This window comes from Xanthomonas sp. BRIP62409 (assembly GCF_003992965.1).
Lineage (GTDB): Bacteria > Pseudomonadota > Gammaproteobacteria > Xanthomonadales > Xanthomonadaceae > Xanthomonas > Xanthomonas euroxanthea.
Map to the genome: position 1 here is coordinate 36,994 of NZ_QEZJ01000009.1, position 20,242 is coordinate 57,235.

A 20,242-nucleotide genomic window follows, 5' to 3' on the forward strand; every position below is an offset into this window, starting at 1 on the left:
TGCGGGTGCAACAGATAGTGGAGGTCTTCGCTGCGGCGCATCACGCGCGGCGCTTGCGCTGTGTCCGCAAACATGGTGTTTATCGCGACAGTGATCTTCTGGACTGTCGCAAATTGCGACACGAGGTGGCGGATGGCGATGTCGACGGAGCAGCAGCTGGGCCGCGCGCGGCGCTCGTTCTTCGAGCACGGCGCGATGCCGGCCGGGCAAGTACCGGACGCGATCCTGCAGTCGTGGCGACGCTGCCAGCGCCAGGGCCTGGCCGCCGAGGCGACCCCGGCGATCGAACCGGTCAGCGCCGCACGCCTGCGCGAGATGCGCGAACGCCACGAGACCCTGTGGCGGCGCGCGCGCGCCGAGCTGGAAGGGCTGTCGGCCGACGCAGCGGCCACCGGCAGCGTCGTGCTGCTCACCGACGAGGCTGGCTGGATCCTCGATGCCGAGGGCAGCACCGGCTTCCTTGAGCGCGCCGGGCGGGTGGCGCTGATGCCCGGCGCCTGTTGGAGCGAGAGCGTGCTCGGCACCAATGCCATCGGCACCGCGATCGTGGAGAGCCGCTCGATCGAGGTCCGCGGCGGCGAGCACTATCTCGCCCCGCACGGCATCCTCAGCTGTGCCGCGGCGCCGATCTTCGACCCTTACGGGCAGTTGGTGGGCGTGCTCGACATCTCCGGCGACGCGCGTCTGCAGCACATCCACGCGCTGGGACTGGCGCGGCGCGCGGTCGCCAGCATCGAGCACCGCTACTTCGACGACGGCATCGCCGATTGCGAACTGCTGCGCGTACACCACGACCCGGCCCTGCTCGGCACCGCGCACGAGGGCCTGCTGGCATTCCGCGGCGGGCGCCTGGTGGCAGCCAACCGCGCCGGCCTGCAGCTGTTCGGGCTGGAGCGCCACGAACTGGGGCGCGCGTGCTACGACGCGCTGTTCGAGGAGCCGCTGACCCGGCTGCGCCACGACGGCGCCCTGTTCGATCGCCAGGGCCGCGCCCTGTACGGACGCGTGGACGAGCGCGGCGACGCGCGGCCGCGCCGGCGCGCCACGCAGCCACCGATCACGGTCTCGGCCGCCCGCCAGGACGGTGACCGCGACGCACCGCTGTTCGAGGCCGAGATCGCGCGCCTGCTCGGGCGCGCCTGCCGGGTGCTGGATGCCGAGCTCCCAGTGCTGGTGCAGGGCGAGACCGGCACCGGCAAGGAGGTGTTCGCGCGCGAGCTGCACCGCCGCTGCACGCGCGCCGCCCGCCCGTTCGTCGCGGTGAACTGCGCCGCGCTGCCCGAGGGTCTGATCGAGGCCGAGCTGTTCGGCTACGAGGACGGCGCCTTCACCGGAGCGCGCAAGCACGGCAGCCCGGGGCTGCTGCGCCAGGCCGAGGGCGGGGTGCTGTTTCTCGACGAGATCGGCGACATGCCGCTGGCGCTGCAACCGCGGCTGCTGCGCGTGCTGCAGGAGCGCGAACTGTCGCCGCTGGGTGGCGGCAAGCCGGTGCGGCTGGATTTCGCGCTGGTCTGCGCCACCCACCAGGACCTGCAAGCGGCAATCGCCGACGGCCGCTTCCGCGCCGACCTGTACTACCGCATCGCCCATCATGTCGTGGCGCTGCCGGCGCTGCGCGCGCACGCCGACCGCCCGCTGCTGGTGCAAGAGCTGTGGCAGCGCCTGGGCCAGGGCCGCCGGCTCAGCAGCGACGCCCTGCGGGTCCTGGCCGACTACGACTGGCCGGGCAACCTGCGCCAGCTCTCGGCCTGCCTGCGCACGCTGGTGGCGCTGAGCGAACCCGGCGAGCGCATCGACCGCGACGCGCTGCCGGGCTACCTCGCCACCCGGACCGCAGTGTCGGCGCTAGCCGCTGCCGCACCGGCACCGACCGATAGCCTGGAGCAGCTGGCACAGGCGGCGATGCGGCAGGCGCTGGACGCCTGTGGCGGCAACGTCGCGCAGGCGGCACGCCGGCTCGGCATCAGCCGCAGCACGCTGTATCGCCGGCTCGGCCCGCAACGGGCCTGACACCGGGCGCGCCCACCGACCCGGCCCGGGAGCGCGCGGATGCGCATGCCCACCACCAAGACCCCCCGCCGCCGCCATCACTGCCGGCATGCGTCATGCTGTATTCCTCGACGCAACGGCGGCGTGTGGGCAACGGGAAACGCCGACGCGAGCCAGCTCGGCGCATTGCCGCCGCTGACGCCGTCTCACGTTGCGCATCAAGTGGGGCGTCCTGCGGGTACGAAACCTTACCCGCCATGCCTCTCAACGTGCCTGGACCTCCGCCCGCCATCGCGATCGCTGCAGGCCGCGACTACAGTGCCGCCGTGGATCGCCACGGGTGACTCGCACACCGTGCGCACGCACCTCAGCCGCGCGGTGCAGTCGGCTTGAAGACGTCGGGATCGGCCATGGCAGCAGCGCAATCCTGCACCTTCCTCAGGTGATAGGACTGCAACTGCCAACCCGCTGCGCCCGATGCCGCAGTCCACCGATACGTCCAGTGGTAGCGCATCCCCGCGCCACATGCGTCGATGGCGACCGCATCCCCAGGCTGACCATGCTCCGGGAAGGCCACCTCGGGACTGGTCAGGTCTGCACGCCCGCCGGCAGCTGGCGCGTGCGTGCGGTAACTGGTGCGTAGCTGGCCTAGCTCGGCGGCGCTTGCCGGCCGCTGTTGCCTGGACGGCTGCGCCAGCAACCAGCGATGCACCTGCGCCACGGCTGGGCTATCGGCCGGAAAGGTCCGCGTTACCTGCAGCGTGCCTTGTTCCGAGGGTGCAGCGGCACTGGCGATGGTGCCGCTCAACAGACTGGTCGCGCCGAGCGCCGCAACCGACACCACTTGCAGGAATGTCATCCCATGCTCCATGCGCTGTGTGCGGAACACCGAGCCTAGCACGCACCGCACGACCGGCTGGCCGCAGGGGCTGCAGCGATGCCGTGCAGGACCAGGTGCGCCATTTCAGCGACTGAAATAACCTGCCACGCAGGGGTGGCTGCGTGGATGCAAACCGATGCCGCCGGCACCCGCGCACCGAGCGCAGCGATCAGATCCAGACGTCGTTGTCTGCGGTGTAGGCGCCGCCCGCATCGCCGGTATTGACCACGCCGCGCGGCTCGACCAGCAGCACGCTGCATTCGTGCTCCGCCGCCGGCCGGTGTTCGACACCCTTGGGCACCACGTGCATCTGCCCGGCCGACAGCGCCACCACGCCATCGCGAAATTCGATGGTCATGCTGCCGTCCAGCACGATGAACACCTCGTCCGTGTCCGCATGCCGGTGCCACACGAACGCACCCTGCAGCTTGACCAGTTTGAACTGGTAGTCGTTCATTTCCGCCACGACACGCGGGGACCAGTGCTGCGACAGCAGGGCGAGCTTGTCGCTGAAATCGATCGGGGCGTAGCGCGTGTTCAACGGAAACATCCTTGCGGCGGAATGCGCGTGCAAGCTTAGTGCATCGCATTGCGCGCAGTCACTGCTGCAGAAACGCGGCGCCCTGCCGTGACGCCCGGCAAGCAATGCGAGCGGCTTGCCGAACGCAGTGCGCGCTTAGGTACCAGCGGTGCGGGTGTCTGCCGCACGCCACGCTTGCACGGCTGCGCTCACCTGCGCCCCGTGGCTGGCGCTGACATCGCGCGCGGCAAAGGCGTGCGGCCGCCATTGCACCTGCGCAGCCAGTCGTGCGCAGGCGGCATGCCCGTCTGCCAGCACATTGGCCTGCTCGGTTGCGTCCAACGCCAGCAGCAGCGAAAAGCCGGTGGCCGAGATCGCGCAGTTGATGTCCAGCCAGTCGCGGTTGTCCTCGCGCAGGAGAAACCAGTCTGCGGGGGCGTGATCGATGACGATCATGGCGGGCCTTGGGCGGTGAGCACAGGTGTGGAGTGTCGATGGCACACCGTGGGTCAGCGGGACGGCTTCGTCGCGCCCGGGTGCGCTCCTACGGTGACGGGCGTGTTGTTGAGCGCGCGCCGCCTGCGGCCGGATTGGCTGCCCAACGCTCATTGCAGGCCGAGCGGTTGTTGGAGAGACATCCGCATGCTGTTGTGCCGCCGCGTGGCGATGCGCGCATTGGCGGGACGGCTTTGTCGCGCCCGGGTGCGCTCCTACGGGTGGCGGGCGCGTTGTTGAGCGCGCGCCGCCTGAGGTAGCTCAGCCGCCGAAATCCCACTGCAGGCCGACCGTGTAGGTGCGGTCCGGGCCCGGTTCGTAATAGCGCCCGTTGCCGTCGTTGACGATGACCGAGCCGACGTAGTGCCGGTCCAGCGCATTGTCGATGCGGGCGAAGGTGCGCAGCCCGCCCAGCGTGGTGGTCCAGCGCCGGGAGGCTTCCAGGTTGACCAGCGCGTAGCCGGGCGCGCGCTCGGTCGCCAGGTCGTTGACCACGGTGGCGTCGGAGGCCACCGTTTCGGCGGCGAACTGCCATTGCGCCGGCTGCCACTGCCAGCGCGCGAACAGCTGCTGGCGCGGCACACCCGGCAGGCGCGCGCCGCTGGCCACCGGTGCGGTGGGCGTGGCGCAGCCGCTGCTGGCGCAGGTGAGGTAGCCATCGCGCACGGTGGCATCGACGAAGGTGTAGGCCAGCTGCAGTTGCTGGGTGGTGCCCACTGGTTGATTCCAGCTCAGCTCCGCGCCCTGGCGGCGGGTGGCACCGATGTTGCGATAGGTGCTGCGCCCGTTGGTGTTGCTGGCCACGGCCAGTTCGTCGTCGGTGTCGGCGCGGAACAGCGCCACTTCCACCGCTGCGCCGCTCTGCGCGCGCCACTTGCTGCCGATCTCATAATTGCGGCTGGTCGCCGCGCCCAGATCAAGCGCCAGGCCGGCGCCGCCATCGCTGCGATAACCCAGCTCGTTGAAGGTGGGCGTTTCGAAACCGCGCCCGACCGAGGCGTAGAAACGCAGGTCTTCGGCGGCACGGAACACGATGCCGGCCACCGGCGTGGCTGCCGAATAATCGCGCTGGCCGCTGTCGTCGGGATTGCGCCCGAGGATGTAGTGATCGTCCGAGTCGAAGCGCACCTGGCTATGCCGCACGCCCAGCAAGGCCGACCAGCGGTCGCTCCACTGCCACCACGCCTGCGCAAACTGGTCCACGTTCTCGACCTGGTCGCGCTGGTTGCGGCGCAGCGCGCCCTTGACGCCCAGCGTATCGCCGACGAAGTTTTCGTAACCGGTGCGGTGCTGGCGCTGGCGATCGACGTTCGCGCCCACGGTCAGCTGCAACGGCCGGCCCAGGGCCTGCCCCTGCCAGGCCCAGCGCGCATCGGCGCCTTCGTAATTGCTGTCCAGATCGATCACCCCGCCCGAATGCAGCGGGTTGCGCTGCACCGCCACCGGGATCGCCAGGAACTGCTCCACGCTGCGCTGCCCGCCGTAGGCCATCAGCCGCAGCGTCTGGCTGTCGAACTGCTGGGTGAAGATGGCGCCGGCCTGCGACTGCCGCACCGATTTGCGGGTGTTGAACTGGGTGGCCACCGACGTGGCCTGCGCCGGATCGGCGTTGAATTGCGCGCGGGTCAGGCCGAGCGGGTCCTGCGCGTCGGGTGCGTCCAGGTAGTTGAGCACCAGATCCAGCCGGCGGCCCTCGGCCAGATCGAAGCCGAGCTTGGCGTTGACCGACTCGCGCCTGGCGCGGCTATGGGCGCGGAAGCCGTCGGTTTCGAAATGATTGGCGGCCAGGTTGTAGTGCACCGCGCCCTGCTGGCCGAGCAATTGCGCACCCACGTTGACGGTGGCGTTGCTGCCGTAGGTGGCGCGCAGCCGCCAGGGGTCGTTTGGGGCGCCGTCGGCGCTCCACAGCTGCAGCACGCCGCCGGAGGAGTTGCCGTACAGCGCCGAGAACGGTCCGCGCAGCACTTCCACCCGCTGCGCGCCCAGCACGTTGAAGTGCGACAGTTGGCCCTGGCCATCGGGCATGCTGGCCGGGATGCCGTCCACCAGCAGCCGCACGCCGCGCACGCCGAAGGTGGAGCGCGCACCAAAGCCGCGGATCGACAGCTGGGTGTCCTGCGCGTAGTTCTGGCGATCGCGCGCCACCAGCCCGGGGATGCCGTCCAGCAGCTCGGACACCTGCGCGCCGCGGCGGTTGTCGGCATCGGCCGCCACCACGGTGAAGGAGGCAGGCAGGTCGAAGTCGTCCACGCCGTGCACGCGCGCGGCGTCCACCTGCACGGTGGGCAAGCGCTGGATCGGTGGGGAGGCGGGCGGCGCCGGATCGGCGGCCAGGACGGGCGACGCGGCGCCCGTGGCGAACAGGCCGCAGGCGGCGGCCAACAAGGTCAGTCTGGGCATGGGCGTAGTGTCCCTCATCCGTACTGTGGGCGCATCGTTGCGTACGGAACGAAGCATGCTACGCCGGCCATGGGCTGCTACGATGAAGTGGTTTGGCCCAGCCGCGGCCGAGCATCCGGAAGTCCCTCACTCTTTCGTCCTTCAGCGAGTCATGCCGTGTCCTTCTTTGCAAACGTGGAACAGGTTCCAGGCGACCCCATCCTGGGCCTGACCGAGGCCTACAACGCCGACAGCCGCCCCAACAAGGTCAACCTGGGCGTGGGCATCTATTACGACGAGAACGGGCGCATCCCGCTGTTGCGCGCCGTGCACAAGATCGAGCAGCAGCTTGCGCTGGACGCCAAACCGCGCGGCTACCTGCCCATCGACGGCCTGGCCGCCTACGACAAGGCCACCCAGGAGCTGCTGTTCGGCACCGAGTCGGCGCTGCTGGCCTCCGGCCGCGTGGCGACCTCGCAGACCGTCGGCGGCAGCGGCGCCCTGCGCGTGGGCGCGGACCTGCTCAAGAAGCTGCTGCCCACGGCCACCATCGCCATCAGCAACCCGAGCTGGGAAAACCATCGCGCCGTGTTCGGCGCGGCCGGCTTCGAGGTCGTGGACTACACCTATTTCGATGCTGCCAGCCATGGGCTGAACTTCGACGGCATGCTCGCCGACCTGGCAAAGCTGGAGCCGGGCACCGTGGTGCTGCTGCACGCCTGCTGCCACAACCCCACCGGCGCCGACCTGACCAAGGAGCAGTGGAAGCAGGTCGCCGGGCTGTTGAAGGAACGCAAGCTGTTCCCGTTCGTCGACATCGCCTACCAGGGCTTCGACAAGGGCATCGAGGCCGATGCCTACGCGGTGCGCCTGCTCGCTGCCGAAGGCATCGACAGCTACGTGGTCGCCAGCTCGTACTCCAAGTCGTTCTCGCTGTACGGCGAGCGCGTGGGCGCGCTGTCGGTGGTCTCGGCCAGCGCGGCCGAAGCCAAGGCCGTGCAGTCGCAGGTCAAGCGCATCATCCGCACCATCTACTCCAGCCCGTCCACGCACGGCGCCGCCCTGGTGGCCGGCGTGCTGACCAGCCCGGAGCTGCGCGATCTGTGGGAGCAGGAGCTCACCGAAATGCGCGAGCGCATCCACGCACTGCGCGCAGGCCTGGTGGCCAAGCTGGCCACGCTGGGCGCGCCGGAGTTCGAGTTCATCCAGCGCCAGGCCGGCATGTTCTCGTACTCGGGCCTGACCCGGACCCAGGTCGACCGCCTGCGCGAGGAGTTCGCGATCTATGCCGTCGGCACCGGCCGCATCTGCGTGGCCGCGCTGAGCCAGCGCAACCTGGACTACGTGGCGCAGGCCGTGGCGACCGTCAGCCGGATGTAAGCAACCGCATCGCAATCGGCCACACCGGCCAATGCCAGCAAACCGGGAGCGCGCCAGCCTCCCGGTTTTTTTGTGCCCGCAAACGCCCCCTTCCCAGCCCTCGCCGCGTCCTTCCCCGCCGGCGGGCGAAGGTGCCCGAAGGGCGGATGGGGCAAGCGCAGCGCGACCATCGCTCCCCCCATTCGCGCATGTTCGATCAACAACGCGGCAAAACGCGCATGCAGTGATCGAAATCTAACGGCGCAATGGCGACAATGGCGGACCACTTCCTACACAGGCTGCCCGCCCCCATGTCGCGTCCCTCGCTGACCCGCTTCCTGATCGAAGAGCAACACGCCGGCCGTATCGACCCGGAATTGCGCCAGCTGATCACCATCGTCTCGCGCGCCTGCAAGCGCATTTCCATCGCCGTGAGCAAGGGCGCCCTGGGTGGCGTGCTCGGCGATGCCGGCACCGGCAACGTGCAGGGCGAGGCGCAGAAGAAGCTCGACGTGCTCAGCAACGACATCCTGCTCGAAGCCAACGCCTGGGGCGGCCACCTGGCCGCGTGCGCGTCGGAAGAAATGGACCACAGCCAGCCGGTACCCGACCAGTACCCCAGCGGCGATTTCCTGCTGCTGTTCGATCCGCTGGACGGCAGCTCCAACATCGACGTCAACGTCTCGGTGGGCACCATCTTCTCGGTGCTGCGCGCGCCCAAGGGCACCGAAAAGCCCGGCGATGAGCACTTCCTGCAGCCGGGCACGCAACAGGTGGCCGCCGGCTATTGCATCTACGGCCCCAGCACGATGCTGGTGCTCACGCTTGGCCACGGCACCCACGCCTTCACCCTGGAGCGCGAGGAAGGCAGCTTCCTGCTGACCCAGGCCAACATGCGCGTACCTGACGACACCGCCGAGTACGCCATCAACATGTCCAACCAGCGCCACTGGGAACCGGCCATGCAGTCCTATGTCAGCGACCTGCTGGCCGGCAAGGACGGCACCCGCGGCAAGGACTTCAACATGCGCTGGATCGCCAGCATGGTCGCCGACGTGCACCGCATCCTCACCCGCGGCGGCATCTTCATCTACCCCTGGGACAAGAAGGACGCCTCCAAGCCGGGCAAGCTGCGCCTGATGTACGAAGCCAACCCGATGAGCATGCTGGTGGAACAGGCCGGCGGCGCGGCCACCACCGGGCGCGAGCGCATCCTGGACCTGCAGCCGACGCAGCTGCATCAGCGCGTGCCGGTGTTCCTGGGTTCGAAGAACGAAGTGAATGAGGCCACGCGCTATCACGTGGAGTTCGACAAGGCGCAGGGCTGAACTTTCGGCGCGAGCCACACGCCGCGTTGACGCCTGCCAGACACCCGCCCCGTGCGGGTGTCTTTGTGTGTGACAACGGCAGCGGCGCCGCAGACGATGGAACCGGGGATTTACCACCCACGCCGGGACGGCTGGCGCTTGCCTGGCCCCTCGACGTCACCGGATGTCGGTCGCCTGGAGCGCCACCAATGCGCGGGGAATGGCGTGTCGTTCTGATGGCTTGTTCAACGGCCGCTTCGATGCAAGAGGTCACTGAACACGTGCGGTCTCCAGCTGGCCAGCATCCTTGAGAAGTGCAAGCGCCCATTCCACACGCTCCGATGCGGTGGCGACCAGGCTGCAGGGATCCTCGCCCAGCAGGGCGCGCAGTTGATGCGGCGCAAAGACCAGATCGACGAAGTGGCTTGCCAGCGCAGCCGGATTGGCCGGTTGATCCGGGCCGTCCAGGATCGCCAGCTGCACGCGCCGCAGCCCGCCTTCCCAGCCGATGCGGTTGACTTCAGCGGCAAGCGCTGGCGCCCGGATGGAGGTGCCGACGACCAGGCGCATCATCGCCACCGTCTGGGGCTGCAACGCATGCGCCAGCATCCCGTGTCCTGCGTGTCTCAGGCGCCCCTCCAGATCCATGGGGACGCTGGCTGCGGCAGGCATGGGCTGGGTGTCGACATCGCGCCGGACCACCGCTTCAAAAATGGCGTCCTTATTGGCGTAGCGCGCGTAAAAGCTTGCCTTGCCCGCACCGGCCAGCCGCGCGATGTCCTCACACGAGGTGTCCTCGACTCCGCGCTCCAGGAAAAGGTGCAGTGCCGCATCGAGTAAGCGCCGTTCCACATCGCCCGCTTTCTCGCGTGGCGGCCTTCCGCCTTTTGACTTTTGCTTGACTGCTTTCATCGACGAAAAGTTACACGTCGCTTGCATTCGCATCAACTGAACGATATCGTTCAGTTGTTCGCTTCGTGGTCTGCGAGCCGGCCGATGGCGCAGGTGTTGAGTGACGCAGAGCTTGCTCGGCTGCTGCAGTTCTCATTGCCGTTGTCGGCGCACAAAGATCCAAACAGGAGGCCTGTGGTGACTACAGATGCGACATCCCGAATCGTTGTTGCAGGCGCCACCGGCGACCTGGGTGGCCGGATCGCCTTTGCGCTGAAGGACCAGGGAGCCGCTGTCGTTGCCCTTGTTCGCCAAGGTGCCGGGAAGGACCGTGTTGCAGCCCTGCAACGCAGGAACATCGAGGTCCACTACGTCGAGATGGAAGACGTCAAATCGTTGCGTGAAGCGGTCGGGAATGCGGCCTGTGTCGTGTCCGCGCTCAACGGTTTGGAAGACGTCATGCTGGATCAGCAGGGAAAGCTGTTGCATGCAGCGGTCAGCGCCGGCGTGCCTCGCTTCATCCCGTCTGATTTCTCGCTGGACTATACGAAGACACGGCCGGGCGACAATCGAAACCTGGATCTGCGGCGCCGGTTCAGAGACCGGCTGGATGCCACGCCGATCGCGGCCACCTGGGTGTTGTGCGGCGGCTTTCTGGAGCTGCTCGAGGGCAGTGCGCGCCTGGTGGTCCCCGGCCGTCGTGTCATGCATTTTGGCGACGCACACCAGCAGCTCGATTTCACCGCCAAAGATGACGTCGCCAGCTACACGGCCGCGGCCGCAAAGGATGCCACGGCCCCGCGGGACCTGCGCATTGCCGGCAACAGCGTTTCACCGAACGACATCGCGCAACTGCTCACCGAACTCACCGGGCAGCGCTATCGCACGCTCAGGCCCGGCGGGCTCGGCACGATGTCGGCAATCATCCGTGCAGTGCGTGCACTCACACCCGCAAGCGATGATCCCTTCCCTCCCTGGCAGGGCATGCAATATCTGCGCGACATGATGAGCGGGCGCGGCAAGTTGGTCCCGCTGGATAACGATCGCTACGGTGCGCGCTCCTGGCAGACAGCACGCCAGACACTGGCCAACACCTATGTACGGGAGTCTTGAGATGCGCGATGGCATTGCAGCGTTCCACATCCAGGTTGCACAAGCGGAGCTGGATGACCTTGCGCACCGGCTGAGGCAAACGCGTTGGCCAAGCAGGGAAACCGTGGCGGACCACAGCCAGGGCCCGCAGAGCGAGCGCATCCGGCGCCTGGTGGACCGCTGGCAGTCCGGTTACGACTGGCGTGCGACAGAGCAGTTGTTGAACGGCTGGAACAGCAGTCTTACGACGATCGATGGACTGGAGATCCAGTTCCTGCATGTACGCTCGCCCGAGCCCGATGCGCTTGCTTTACTGCTGACGCACGGGTGGCCCGGTTCGGTGCTCGAATTCCGCGAGGTGATCGGCCCCTTGAGTGACCCGGTGGCCCATGGCGGGCAGGCGTCGGATGCCTTTCATCTCATCATTCCATCCTTGCCTGGCTTTGGGTTCTCTGCAAAGCCGACCGCCCGTGGCTGGGGAATCGGGCGCACGGCTGCGGCATGGGTCGAACTGATGCGCCGCTTGGGGTATGGCGAGCGCTGGGCCGCACAGGGCGGCGATTGGGGCAGTGCGATCACCACCGCGCTTGGATTCATGCAGCCACCGGGCCTGGTGGGCATCCATCTGAACATGGTGATGTTCGAACCCAGCACGCAGGAAATCGCCGAAGCCACACCGGCCGAGCAGAAGATGCTGGAGGACGCCCAACGCTATTACACGGAATTTTCCGGCTACATGAAGCTGCAAAGCACCCGGCCGCAATCGGTGGGCTTCAGCTTGGCGGACTCTCCGGTGGGCCTGGCTGCATGGATCTATGCACTCTTCCAGGACGTCTCCCAGAGCGGCTTCGAACCGGAGAAGGTGTTCGCGTTGGACCACCTCATCGATGACATCATGCTGTATTGGCTCCCGAACGCAGGGCCCAGCTCGGTGCGTCTGTATTGGGAGGCCGCGCAGGAAGCCAGGGCGCAGATGCCTTCGCATCCAATGCCCACGCCAACTGGCATCAGCATGTTTCCCGGCGAGCAGGTGCGCCTTTCCCGGCGCTGGGCAGAGCGCCGCTTTGCGGATCTCCGCTTTTTTGGGCAAGCGCAGCGGGGTGGACATTTTGCGGCGATGGAGAATCCGCCGGTCTTTGTCGATCATTTGCGAACGACCTTCCAGTCCCTTCGGTGACGGCGACCGCGCCTTGCGTGCCGGCACTGCCTTCGGGCCACGGCCATGCTGACGGCGCCAACGTCTCCGCATTGCAGGCGGAGCTGCCGGGGGCCATGCCGGCATTGCCCTCTTGACCGCCAGCGCCCACACCGGCCAGTCTCGGGGGCTGGCACGGCGGGGAGTCGTGCCGCTGGCCTTCAACGGAGAACCGCCGTGGACCGTCGTACCTTCCTCACCTTGTCCGGCATCGGTGCTGCCGGGCTGCTGCTGCCGCACACGCGCCTGATCGCGGCCGAGCAGTTGCTCGCTCCCAACGATGCCGCGCGCAGCCGTCGCTTGTCCGATACCGCGCTGAGCACGGCCAAGGCGGCCGGTGCCAGTTATTGCGATGTGCGCGTGGGCCGCTATTTGCGCCAGTTCGTGATCACCCGCGAGGCGCAGGTGGAGAACGTGGTCAATGCCGAGTCCAGTGGCGTTGGCGTGCGCGTGCTGGCCGATGGCGCGTGGGGGTTTGCGGCCACCAATACGCTGACCAGCGATGGCGTGGCCACCGCCACGCGCCAGGCGGTGGCGATCGCCAAGGCCAACGCGCGGCTGGGCGGTGCGCCGGTGCAGCTGGCGCCGGTGACGCCGGCCGGACAGGTGCAATGGCGCACGCCGATCCAGAAGAACGCGATGGAAGTGCCGCTGGGCGACAAGGTGGCGCTGCTGATGGACGTCAACGCGGCGGCGTTGAATGCCGGTGCGACCTTCGTGGCCTCGCGCATGTTCGCGATCAACGAGCAGAAGTATTTCGCCAGCAGCGATGGCTCCTACATCGACCAGGACGTGCACCGGTTGTGGCTGCCGTTCACCGTTACCGCGGTGGACAAGGCCAGCGGCAAGTTCCGCACCCGCGACGGGCTGTCGGCGCCGATGGGCATGGGCTACGAATATCTCGACGGCGATGCCAGCCAGAAGCACCAGCTGCCAGGCGGGCTCATCGGTTACGGCCACAGCTACGATGCGCGCGAGGATGCGATCGCCGCCGCCAAGCAGGCGCGCGCCAAACTCACCGCACCATCGGTGAAGGCCGGCAAGTACGATCTGGTGATCGACCCGAGCAACCTGTTCCTCACCATCCACGAGTCGGTGGGCCACCCGCTCGAGCTCGATCGCGTGCTCGGCTACGAGGCCAACTACGCCGGTACCAGCTTCGCCACGCTGGACAAGCGCGATGCCGGCTATCGCTGGGGCAGCGATACGGTGACCTTCGTCGCCGACCGCACCCAGCCCGGCAGCCTGGGCGCGGTGGGGTACGACGACGAGGGCGTCAAGAGCAAGCAATGGGAGCTGGTGAAGGACGGCATCCTGGTCGACTACCAGTGCACGCGCGATCAGGCGCATCTGCTCGGCAAGACCGCGTCCGATGGCTGCAGCTATGCCGACTCGTGGTCCAGCGTGCAGTTCCAGCGCATGCCCAACGTCTCGCTGGCGGCAGGCAAGACGCCGCTGGCGGTTGCCGACATGATCAAGAACGTGGAGCGCGGGTTGTACATCCACGGGCGTGGCTCGTATTCGATCGATCAGCAGCGCTACAACGCGCAGTTCGGCGGGCAGTTGTTCTACGAAATCGAGAATGGCCAGGTCACGCGCCTGGTGGAAGACGGCGCCTACCAGATCCGCACGCCGGAATTCTGGAACGCCTGCAGCGCGGTCTGCGACCAACGCGACTTCCGCCTGGGCGGCTCGTTCTTCGATGGCAAGGGCCAACCCAGCCAGGTATCAGCGGTCTCGCACGGGTCGTCCACGGCGCGCTTCGATGGCATCAACGTGATCAACACCGCGCGCGCATTGGGTTGAGAGAAGCTGGTCGGGCGAGGGCGCGGTGCCCCAGAGATTGAGCTTGCGCACCAGCATCGAACAGCGCGCATCGCGCACTGCTCTTACCGCTCTTAACTGTGCACACCGACCATCGTGACCGGTCCTTGCCCGCCCACCGTCGCGGGACCTTACGCGGCATGGATGCCGCGTAAGAGCCTACATGGACGTACTTGCGGCGTGTCCTGCGATGGTGGGCGGGCAAGGGCCCTGCAGCAAGGGCGCAGATCATCCGCTCTGCAAGCGATCCAGCCGCACTGTCCCTGTCTATCGAGACGAACCACCTAAAGCGATCGGGACTTAGACCGCGGCGGCGTTTAGACGCGATCAGATGCCCAAGTCAAAAGGCCGGGGGGTCGAGGGCGCGGTGCCCTCACCGCTCGCGGGACACCGCACCAGAGAGTGATTCGGTTGCTTTTTTTGAAGCCTCAGGTTGATCGCCTCGCGTTGCGAAGATGATCCGCGGCGTTATTCAACAACGCACGTCATGCTTTGCTCTCACTATGCGTACCGACCCTCTCGACTGGTCCTTGCCCGCCCACCGTCGCGGGACCTTACGCGGCATGGATGCCGCGTAAGAGCCTACAAGGACGCACTTGCGGCGTGTCCTGCGATGGTGGGCGGGCAAGGGCCTCACAGCAAACTCGCAGCGTCGAGGGCGCGGCGCCCTCACCAGACAGTCGGTCGGCGCTCATCTGAAAAGCTGTCTGTCGTACGGTGTGCATCAGACGTGGAGCCAATGCTTCATGATCGAACGAGGCGCATCCAGCACTGCTCTTACCATGCGTACCGACCATCTCGACTGGTCCTTGGCCGCCTACCGTCGCGGGACCTTACGCGGCATGGATGCCGCGTAAGAGCCTACATGGACGTACTTGCGGCGTGTCCTGCGATGGTGGGCGGGCAAGGGCCCTGCAGCCAGGGCGCAGATCAAACGCTTGTCAGCCAGAGCCCCCTGCAGCACCACCGCACCCGATGACCTGCTGATCACACATGCACGATCGCAGACAAACCACGCATGCCTGACATCCAGACCTCTCAACACACGGCCATATCCATCGCAGCCGGTCAGCCGCGCTCGCCACATGTGCAGGCCTGCTGCGCCACCGGGTTCATGCACGTCTTGCGTTTGCATACCTACCCCTGCCGAAAGTCATTTGACGCAGCGTTCATCGCCCGGCAAGAATCGGCGATACCGTGCAGATAGCGATCTGTGCGTCACCACACTACCTGCGCGCCGCGCGGGATCATTGGGGAGTTGCCGTGCAGCGACGTGATTTCCTGGCCCTGACCGGGCTGACCATGGGCGGGCTGGTCGTGCCGGCCTACTTCGGCAAGGCGATCGCCGCCGAGCAGTTGGTGACGCAACTGGATGTGGGCCGCAAGAAGCGCCTGGCCGATGCCGGCCTCAACGCCGCGCGCCAGGCCGGTGCGAGCTATTGCGATGTCCGCATCGGCCGTTATCTGCGCCAGTTCGTCATCACCCGCGAGGACAAGGTGCAGAACGTGGTCAACACCGAATCCATCGGTGCGGGCGTGCGCGTCCTGGTGGCCGGCGCCTGGGGCTTTGCCGCCACCAACGTGCTCACCGAGCAGGGCGTGGCCAAGGCCGCGGCGCAGGCCGCCGCGATCGCCAAGGCCAATGCCAAGGTGCAGGGCACGCCGGTGCAGCTGGCGCCGACGCCGGGCGTGGGCGAGGTCAGCTGGAAGACGCCGATCAGCAAGAACGCGATGGAAGTGCCGATCAAGGACAAGGTGGACCTGCTGCTGGGCGTCAACGCGGCCGCCACCGCGGCCGGCGCCAGCTTCGTCAACTCGATGCTGTTCGTGGTCAACGAACAGAAGTACTTTGCCAGCACCGATGGCTCGTACATCGACCAGGACGTGCACCGCATCTGGGCGCCGCTGAGCGTGACCGCCATCGACAAGGCCAGCGGCAAGTTCCGCACCCGCGACGGCTTGTCCGCGCCGATGGGGCTGGGCTACGAGTATCTGGATGGCGCCGCCTCGGGCAAGTTCGTCTCGCCCAACGGCGTGGTCAATTACGGCCTGTCCTACGACATGAAGGAAGACGCGATTGCCGCGGCCAAACAGGCGCAGGAAAAGCTCAAGGCGCCCTCGGTCAAGCCGGGCAAGTACGACCTGGTGCTGGACCCCTCGCACACCTGGCTGACCATCCACGAGTCGGTCGGCCATCCGCTGGAGCTGGACCGCGTGCTCGGCTACGAGGCCAACTACGCCGGCACCAGCTTCGCCACGCTGGACAAGCTCAAGGCCGGCTTCCAGTACGGCAGCGACAAGGTGCATATCCTGGCCGACAAGCTCCAGCCCGGCAGCCTGGGCGCGGTGGGCTACGACGATGAAGGCGTCAAGACCAAGCAGTGGGACCTGATCCGCGACGGCAAGCTGGTGGACTATCAAGCCATCCGCGACCAGGCGCATATCCTCGGCAAGACCGCCTCCGACGGCTGCTGCTATGCCGACTCGTGGTCCAGCGTGCAGTTCCAGCGCATGGCCAATGTGTCGCTGGCCGCCGGCAAGACACCGCTGAGCGTGAGCGAGTTGATCAAGGACGTGGAAAACGGCATCTACATCATCGGCGACGGCTCGTTCTCCATCGACCAGCAGCGCTACAACGCGCAGTTCGGCGGCCAGCTGTTCTACGAGATCAAGAACGGCGCCATCACCCGCATGCTCGAGGACGTGGCCTACCAGATCCGCACGCCGGAATTCTGGAATGCCTGCAGCGCCGTGGCCGATCAACGCGACTACCGCCTGGGCGGCTCGTTCTTCGACGGCAAGGGCCAGCCGAGCCAGTCCTCGGCGGTCTCGCATGGCTCGTCCACCGCCCGTTTCGACGGCATCAACGTCATCAACACCGCCCGCTCGCTCGGCTGACAGGAGAAACCCACATGAGCATCCTTACCGAAGCGCAGGCCAAGGCCATCCTGGACAAGGTCATCAAGCTGTCCAAGGCCGACGAGTGCACCGCCACGCTCAGCGGCTCGATCGACGGCAACATCCGTTTCGCACTGAATAACGTGTCTACCAGCGGCATCGTCGACAACACCGACCTGCAGGTGCAGGTGGCGTTCGGCAAGCGCGTGGGCGTCGCCACCATCAACGAGTTCGACGACGCCGCGCTGGAGCGCGTGGTGCGGCGCGCCGAAGACCTGGCACGGCTGGCGCCGGAAAACCCGGAGTTCATGCCGGCGGTGGACAAGCAGACCTATAAACCCAGCCCCACCTTCAGCGACTCCACCGCCGCCATCGACCCGGCGTTTCGCGCGCAGGTGGCTGCCGATTCGATCGCGCCGTGCAAGGGCAAGGGATTGATCGCGGCCGGCTTCCTGGAAGATGGCCAGAGCTTTACCGCGTTCGCCAACAGCAAGGGCAACTTCGGCTACCAGCGCGGCGCGCGTTTCGACTACACCTGCACCGTGCGCACCGAAGACGGCCGCGGCTCGGGCTGGGTGGGGCGTAACCTGAAGGATGCCGCCGACTTCAAGGCCGAGCAGGACATCCGCATCGCCATGCGCAAGGCCAGCGATTCGTCCGAAGCCAAGGCGCTGGAGCCGGGCAAGTACACGGTGATCCTGGAGCCGGCGGCGGCGGCAGGCTTGATCTCCTTCATGATGCGCTACTTCGATGCGCGCATGGCCGACGAGGGCCGCAGCTTCCTGTCCAAGAAGGGCGGCGGCAACAAGCTGGGCGAGCAGGTTTACGACCCGCGCGTGAACATCACCGCCGACCCGTGGGATGCGCGTGCCGCGGTGCTGCCGTGGGACGAGGAAGGCCTGCCGCGCGAGAAGATGGCCATCGTGGAAAACGGCAAGATCGCCAACCTGCAGTATTCGCGGTTCTGGGCGCAGAAGAACGGCAAGCGCGCGGTCGGTGAGCCGGGCAACCTGCTGATGGCCGGTGGCGAGAAGAACATCGCCGAGCTGGTGCGCGGCACCGAGAAGGGCATCCTGGTCACGCGCACCTGGTACATCCGCATGGTCGACCCGCAGACCGTACTGCTGACCGGGCTGACCCGCGACGGCACCTTCTACATCGAGAACGGGCAGATCAAGTACCCGGTGAAGAATTTCCGCTTCAACGAATCGCCGATCATCATGCTCAACAACATCGACGAGCTGGGCAGGCCGGTGCGCGTGGCCGGCGATGAATCCAGCTACGTGATGATGATTCCACCGATGCGGCTGCGCGACTTTACGTTTACCTCGTTGTCGGATGCGGTGTGAGGAGGAGCCGGGAATCGGGAGTGGGGATTCGGGAATCGGAAAGCAGAAGCCGCTCTTTGCAGACTGATACTTTGCAGGCGCTCGCGCTTGCGGCTCCCATTCACGGTCTCACGGCTCCCCTTTCGCGACGCCATTTCCTCGGTCTGCTGCTCGGTAGTGCCGCAACGCTGGCACTGCCGCTGCAGGCGCGGGCGGCGGGCAACTACGATTTCTGGTTTACCCGGCTGCGTTACGATTCGGGCGATTGGGATGTGGATGCGCGCATGCCGTCCAACCTGATCACCTCGCTGATCGACTACACCCAGCTGCGCGTGGACCCGCAGGAGCACGTGCTGGACCTGGCCGATCCGCGCATGCTGCAGGCACCGTTCTGCTACCTGTCCGGGCACAAGCTGGTGGAGTTCAATCCGGCCGAGCGGCGCAACTTCGAACGCTATGTGCGCAATGGCGGGTTCGTGTTCGTGGACGATTGCAACCACGATATCGACGGCCTGTTCGCCACCTCGTTCGAGGCGCAGATGGCAACGATCTTCGGCAAGAGCGCATTGCAGAAGCTGCCCAAAAGCCACCGTCTGTACAGCGCATTCTTCAAGTTCCCCGACGGCCCGCCGGCCACCAGTTTCGAGCTCAATGGCTGGGGCGACGATCTGGTGCACGATTATCTCAGGGGCATCAGCATCGATGGCCGGCTCGGCGTGTTGTACAGCAACAAGGACTACGGCTGCGAATGGGATTACGACTGGCGCAACAAGCGGTTTCTGGCCGAAGACAACACCAAGTTCGCAGTGAACATCGTGATGTATGCATTGACCAACTGAAATCGATCCGCAGGAGCGCGCTTGCGCGCGATGAGGCTTTATCGGTAACGCCACATCGCGCCAGCGCGCTCCTGCAGGAATCACGCGAGATTTTTTCCAGGCACGACACCACCGCCAACCGCCCGCCGTCGCATACGCAAGCCGCGCACGCCTTTGTAGGAGCGCGCTTGCGCACGATGAAGATTGACCGGTAACGCATCGCGCGCAGGCGCGCTCCTACGCCAGCAGCCAGACAACGAGACATCCCCCATGACTTCCCCCAGCGACGACATCTTCACCCGGCAGCTCTCCCAACTCGGCGCGCTGCGTGCGGCCCTGGCCCAGGCGGTGGTGGGCCAGGACGCGGTGGTGGAGCAACTGCTGATCGGCCTGCTGGCCGGCGGCCACTGCCTGCTGGAAGGCGCGCCCGGCCTGGGCAAGACGCTGCTGGTGCGCTCGCTGGGGCAGGCGCTGGAGCTGCAGTTCCGCCGCGTGCAGTTCACCCCCGACCTGATGCCCAGCGACATCCTCGGCACCGAGCTGCTGGAAGAGGAGCATGGCACCGGGCATCGGCAGTTCCGGTTCCAGCAGGGGCCGATCTTCACCAACCTGCTGCTGGCCGACGAGCTCAATCGCACCCCGCCCAAGACCCAGGCCGCGCTGCTGGAGGCGATGAGCGAGCGCACGGTGAGTTATGCCGGCACCACCTATGCGTTGCCGGCGCCGTTCTTCGTGCTGGCCACGCAGAACCCGATCGAACAGGCCGGCACCTATCCGTTGCCGGAAGCGCAGCTGGACCGCTTCCTGCTGCATGTGCGGTTGGATTACCCCAGCGAGCAGGAAGAGCGCGACATCCTCAGCCAGACCACCGGCACCACCACTGCGCAGGTGCCCAGGGTGATGGATGCCGACAGCGTGCTGGCGCTGCAGCAACAGGTGCGGCACGTGCATGTGGGCGCGGACCTGCTGACCTGGATCAATCGCCTGGTGCGGGCCAGCCGCCCCGGCCCGCAGGCCAGCGAGGAGGTGCGCCAATGGATCAAATGGGGCGCCGGCCCGCGCGCCGGGCAATCGCTGGTGCTGGCGGCCAAGGCGCGTGCGTTGTTGCACGGCCGCCTTGCCGCCACCCGCGAGGACGTCGTCGCGCTGGCCGCGCCGGTGATGCGCCATCGCCTGTTGCTGTCGTTCGCGGCCGAGGCCGAACAACGCAGCGCCGACGATGTGGTCGCCGCGCTGCTGCGCGCCGTGCCGTTCCCGGCGTGAGGCG

Annotated in this window: 15 protein-coding genes; 10 read left to right on the forward strand and 5 right to left on the reverse strand. The window is 66.9% G+C overall.

Annotated elements, in window-relative coordinates; translation table 11 throughout:
• Nucleotides 1–132: 132 nt before the first annotated feature.
• On the forward strand, nucleotides 133–2,010 hold the full coding sequence (locus tag EO170_RS01280) for a sigma-54-dependent Fis family transcriptional regulator (protein ID WP_126941934.1): 1,878 nt from the start codon (nucleotides 133–135) through the stop codon (nucleotides 2,008–2,010).
• A gap of 346 nt (nucleotides 2,011–2,356) precedes the next feature.
• Here EO170_RS01280 and EO170_RS01285 read toward each other — a convergent pair whose 3' ends face one another.
• The 4 genes from EO170_RS01285 to EO170_RS01300 all read right to left on the reverse strand — a co-directional run bounded on the left by EO170_RS01285 (nucleotide 2,357) and on the right by EO170_RS01300 (nucleotide 6,284).
• Nucleotides 2,357–2,848, reverse strand: a complete 492-nt coding sequence (locus EO170_RS01285; protein ID WP_206513961.1) for a hypothetical protein — start codon at nucleotides 2,846–2,848, stop codon at nucleotides 2,357–2,359.
• A 190-nt stretch (nucleotides 2,849–3,038) separates the two neighbouring features.
• Entirely contained in the window at nucleotides 3,039–3,419 is a 381-nt protein-coding gene (locus tag EO170_RS01290; protein WP_115675556.1) for a cupin domain-containing protein, read from the reverse strand.
• Nucleotides 3,420–3,545: 126 nt separating this feature from the next.
• Nucleotides 3,546–3,845, reverse strand: coding sequence for a hypothetical protein (locus EO170_RS01295; protein ID WP_126941936.1), 300 nt, complete (start codon nucleotides 3,843–3,845; stop codon nucleotides 3,546–3,548).
• A gap of 300 nt (nucleotides 3,846–4,145) precedes the next feature.
• Nucleotides 4,146–6,284 carry a TonB-dependent receptor gene (locus tag EO170_RS01300; RefSeq protein ID WP_164740861.1) on the reverse strand — a complete coding sequence of 713 codons (2,139 nt, stop codon included), beginning with the start codon at nucleotides 6,282–6,284 and terminating at the stop codon, nucleotides 4,146–4,148.
• Between the two features lie 156 nt (nucleotides 6,285–6,440).
• Between EO170_RS01300 and EO170_RS01305 the strand changes: the two genes are divergently transcribed.
• Nucleotides 6,441–7,643, forward strand: a complete 1,203-nt coding sequence (locus tag EO170_RS01305; RefSeq protein ID WP_126941940.1) for an amino acid aminotransferase — start codon at nucleotides 6,441–6,443, stop codon at nucleotides 7,641–7,643.
• Between the two features lie 290 nt (nucleotides 7,644–7,933).
• A complete protein-coding gene (locus EO170_RS01310; RefSeq protein WP_126941942.1) occupies nucleotides 7,934–8,950 on the forward strand; it encodes a class 1 fructose-bisphosphatase in 1,017 nt (338 codons plus the stop codon).
• 249 nt (nucleotides 8,951–9,199) lie between these two features.
• Here EO170_RS01310 and EO170_RS01315 read toward each other — a convergent pair whose 3' ends face one another.
• Entirely contained in the window at nucleotides 9,200–9,841 is a 642-nt protein-coding gene (locus EO170_RS01315; protein WP_126941944.1) for a TetR/AcrR family transcriptional regulator, read from the reverse strand.
• Nucleotides 9,842–10,018: 177 nt separating this feature from the next.
• Between EO170_RS01315 and EO170_RS01320 the strand changes: the two genes are divergently transcribed.
• The 7 genes from EO170_RS01320 to EO170_RS01350 all read left to right on the forward strand — a co-directional run bounded on the left by EO170_RS01320 (nucleotide 10,019) and on the right by EO170_RS01350 (nucleotide 20,238).
• On the forward strand, nucleotides 10,019–10,933 hold the full coding sequence (locus tag EO170_RS01320; RefSeq protein WP_126942075.1) for an NmrA family NAD(P)-binding protein: 915 nt from the start codon (nucleotides 10,019–10,021) through the stop codon (nucleotides 10,931–10,933).
• 1 nt (nucleotide 10,934) lies between these two features.
• Nucleotides 10,935–12,089, forward strand: coding sequence for an epoxide hydrolase family protein (locus EO170_RS01325; protein ID WP_126941946.1), 1,155 nt, complete (start codon nucleotides 10,935–10,937; stop codon nucleotides 12,087–12,089).
• Nucleotides 12,090–12,284: 195 nt separating this feature from the next.
• Nucleotides 12,285–13,913 (forward strand): TldD/PmbA family protein, encoded by a 1,629-nt coding sequence (locus tag EO170_RS01330; RefSeq protein WP_164740862.1) that lies wholly within the window; start codon nucleotides 12,285–12,287, stop codon nucleotides 13,911–13,913.
• A gap of 1,281 nt (nucleotides 13,914–15,194) precedes the next feature.
• On the forward strand, nucleotides 15,195–16,829 hold the full coding sequence (locus EO170_RS01335) for a TldD/PmbA family protein (protein ID WP_164740863.1): 1,635 nt from the start codon (nucleotides 15,195–15,197) through the stop codon (nucleotides 16,827–16,829).
• 14 nt (nucleotides 16,830–16,843) lie between these two features.
• Nucleotides 16,844–18,178, forward strand: coding sequence for a TldD/PmbA family protein (locus EO170_RS01340; protein WP_115675549.1), 1,335 nt, complete (start codon nucleotides 16,844–16,846; stop codon nucleotides 18,176–18,178).
• The gene (locus EO170_RS01345; RefSeq protein WP_126941948.1) at nucleotides 18,175–18,996 is read left to right on the forward strand and encodes a DUF4159 domain-containing protein; all 822 of its coding nucleotides are present in this window, start codon (nucleotides 18,175–18,177) and stop codon (nucleotides 18,994–18,996) included. The genes EO170_RS01340 and EO170_RS01345 overlap by 4 nt, the downstream gene beginning before the upstream one ends.
• A 249-nt stretch (nucleotides 18,997–19,245) precedes the next feature.
• Nucleotides 19,246–20,238 (forward strand): MoxR family ATPase, encoded by a 993-nt coding sequence (locus tag EO170_RS01350; RefSeq protein ID WP_126941950.1) that lies wholly within the window; start codon nucleotides 19,246–19,248, stop codon nucleotides 20,236–20,238.
• Nucleotides 20,239–20,242 lie beyond the last annotated feature (4 nt).

Excerpts from the sequence above, each read along its gene's own strand:
- EO170_RS01350 (WP_126941950.1), top strand. The coding sequence starts at position 19,246 with ATGACTTCCCCCAGCGACGACATCTTCACCCGGCAGCTCTCCCAACTC.
- EO170_RS01285 (WP_206513961.1), bottom strand. The coding sequence starts at position 2,848 with ATGACATTCCTGCAAGTGGTGTCGGTTGCGGCGCTCGGCGCGACCAGT.
- EO170_RS01325 (WP_126941946.1), top strand. The coding sequence starts at position 10,935 with ATGCGCGATGGCATTGCAGCGTTCCACATCCAGGTTGCACAAGCGGAG.
- EO170_RS01290 (WP_115675556.1), bottom strand. The coding sequence starts at position 3,419 with ATGTTTCCGTTGAACACGCGCTACGCCCCGATCGATTTCAGCGACAAG.
- EO170_RS01340 (WP_115675549.1), top strand. The coding sequence starts at position 16,844 with ATGAGCATCCTTACCGAAGCGCAGGCCAAGGCCATCCTGGACAAGGTC.
- EO170_RS01280 (WP_126941934.1), top strand. The coding sequence starts at position 133 with ATGGCGATGTCGACGGAGCAGCAGCTGGGCCGCGCGCGGCGCTCGTTC.
- EO170_RS01295 (WP_126941936.1), bottom strand. The coding sequence starts at position 3,845 with ATGATCGTCATCGATCACGCCCCCGCAGACTGGTTTCTCCTGCGCGAG.
- EO170_RS01300 (WP_164740861.1), bottom strand. The coding sequence starts at position 6,284 with ATGCCCAGACTGACCTTGTTGGCCGCCGCCTGCGGCCTGTTCGCCACG.
- EO170_RS01310 (WP_126941942.1), top strand. The coding sequence starts at position 7,934 with ATGTCGCGTCCCTCGCTGACCCGCTTCCTGATCGAAGAGCAACACGCC.
- EO170_RS01315 (WP_126941944.1), bottom strand. The coding sequence starts at position 9,841 with ATGAAAGCAGTCAAGCAAAAGTCAAAAGGCGGAAGGCCGCCACGCGAG.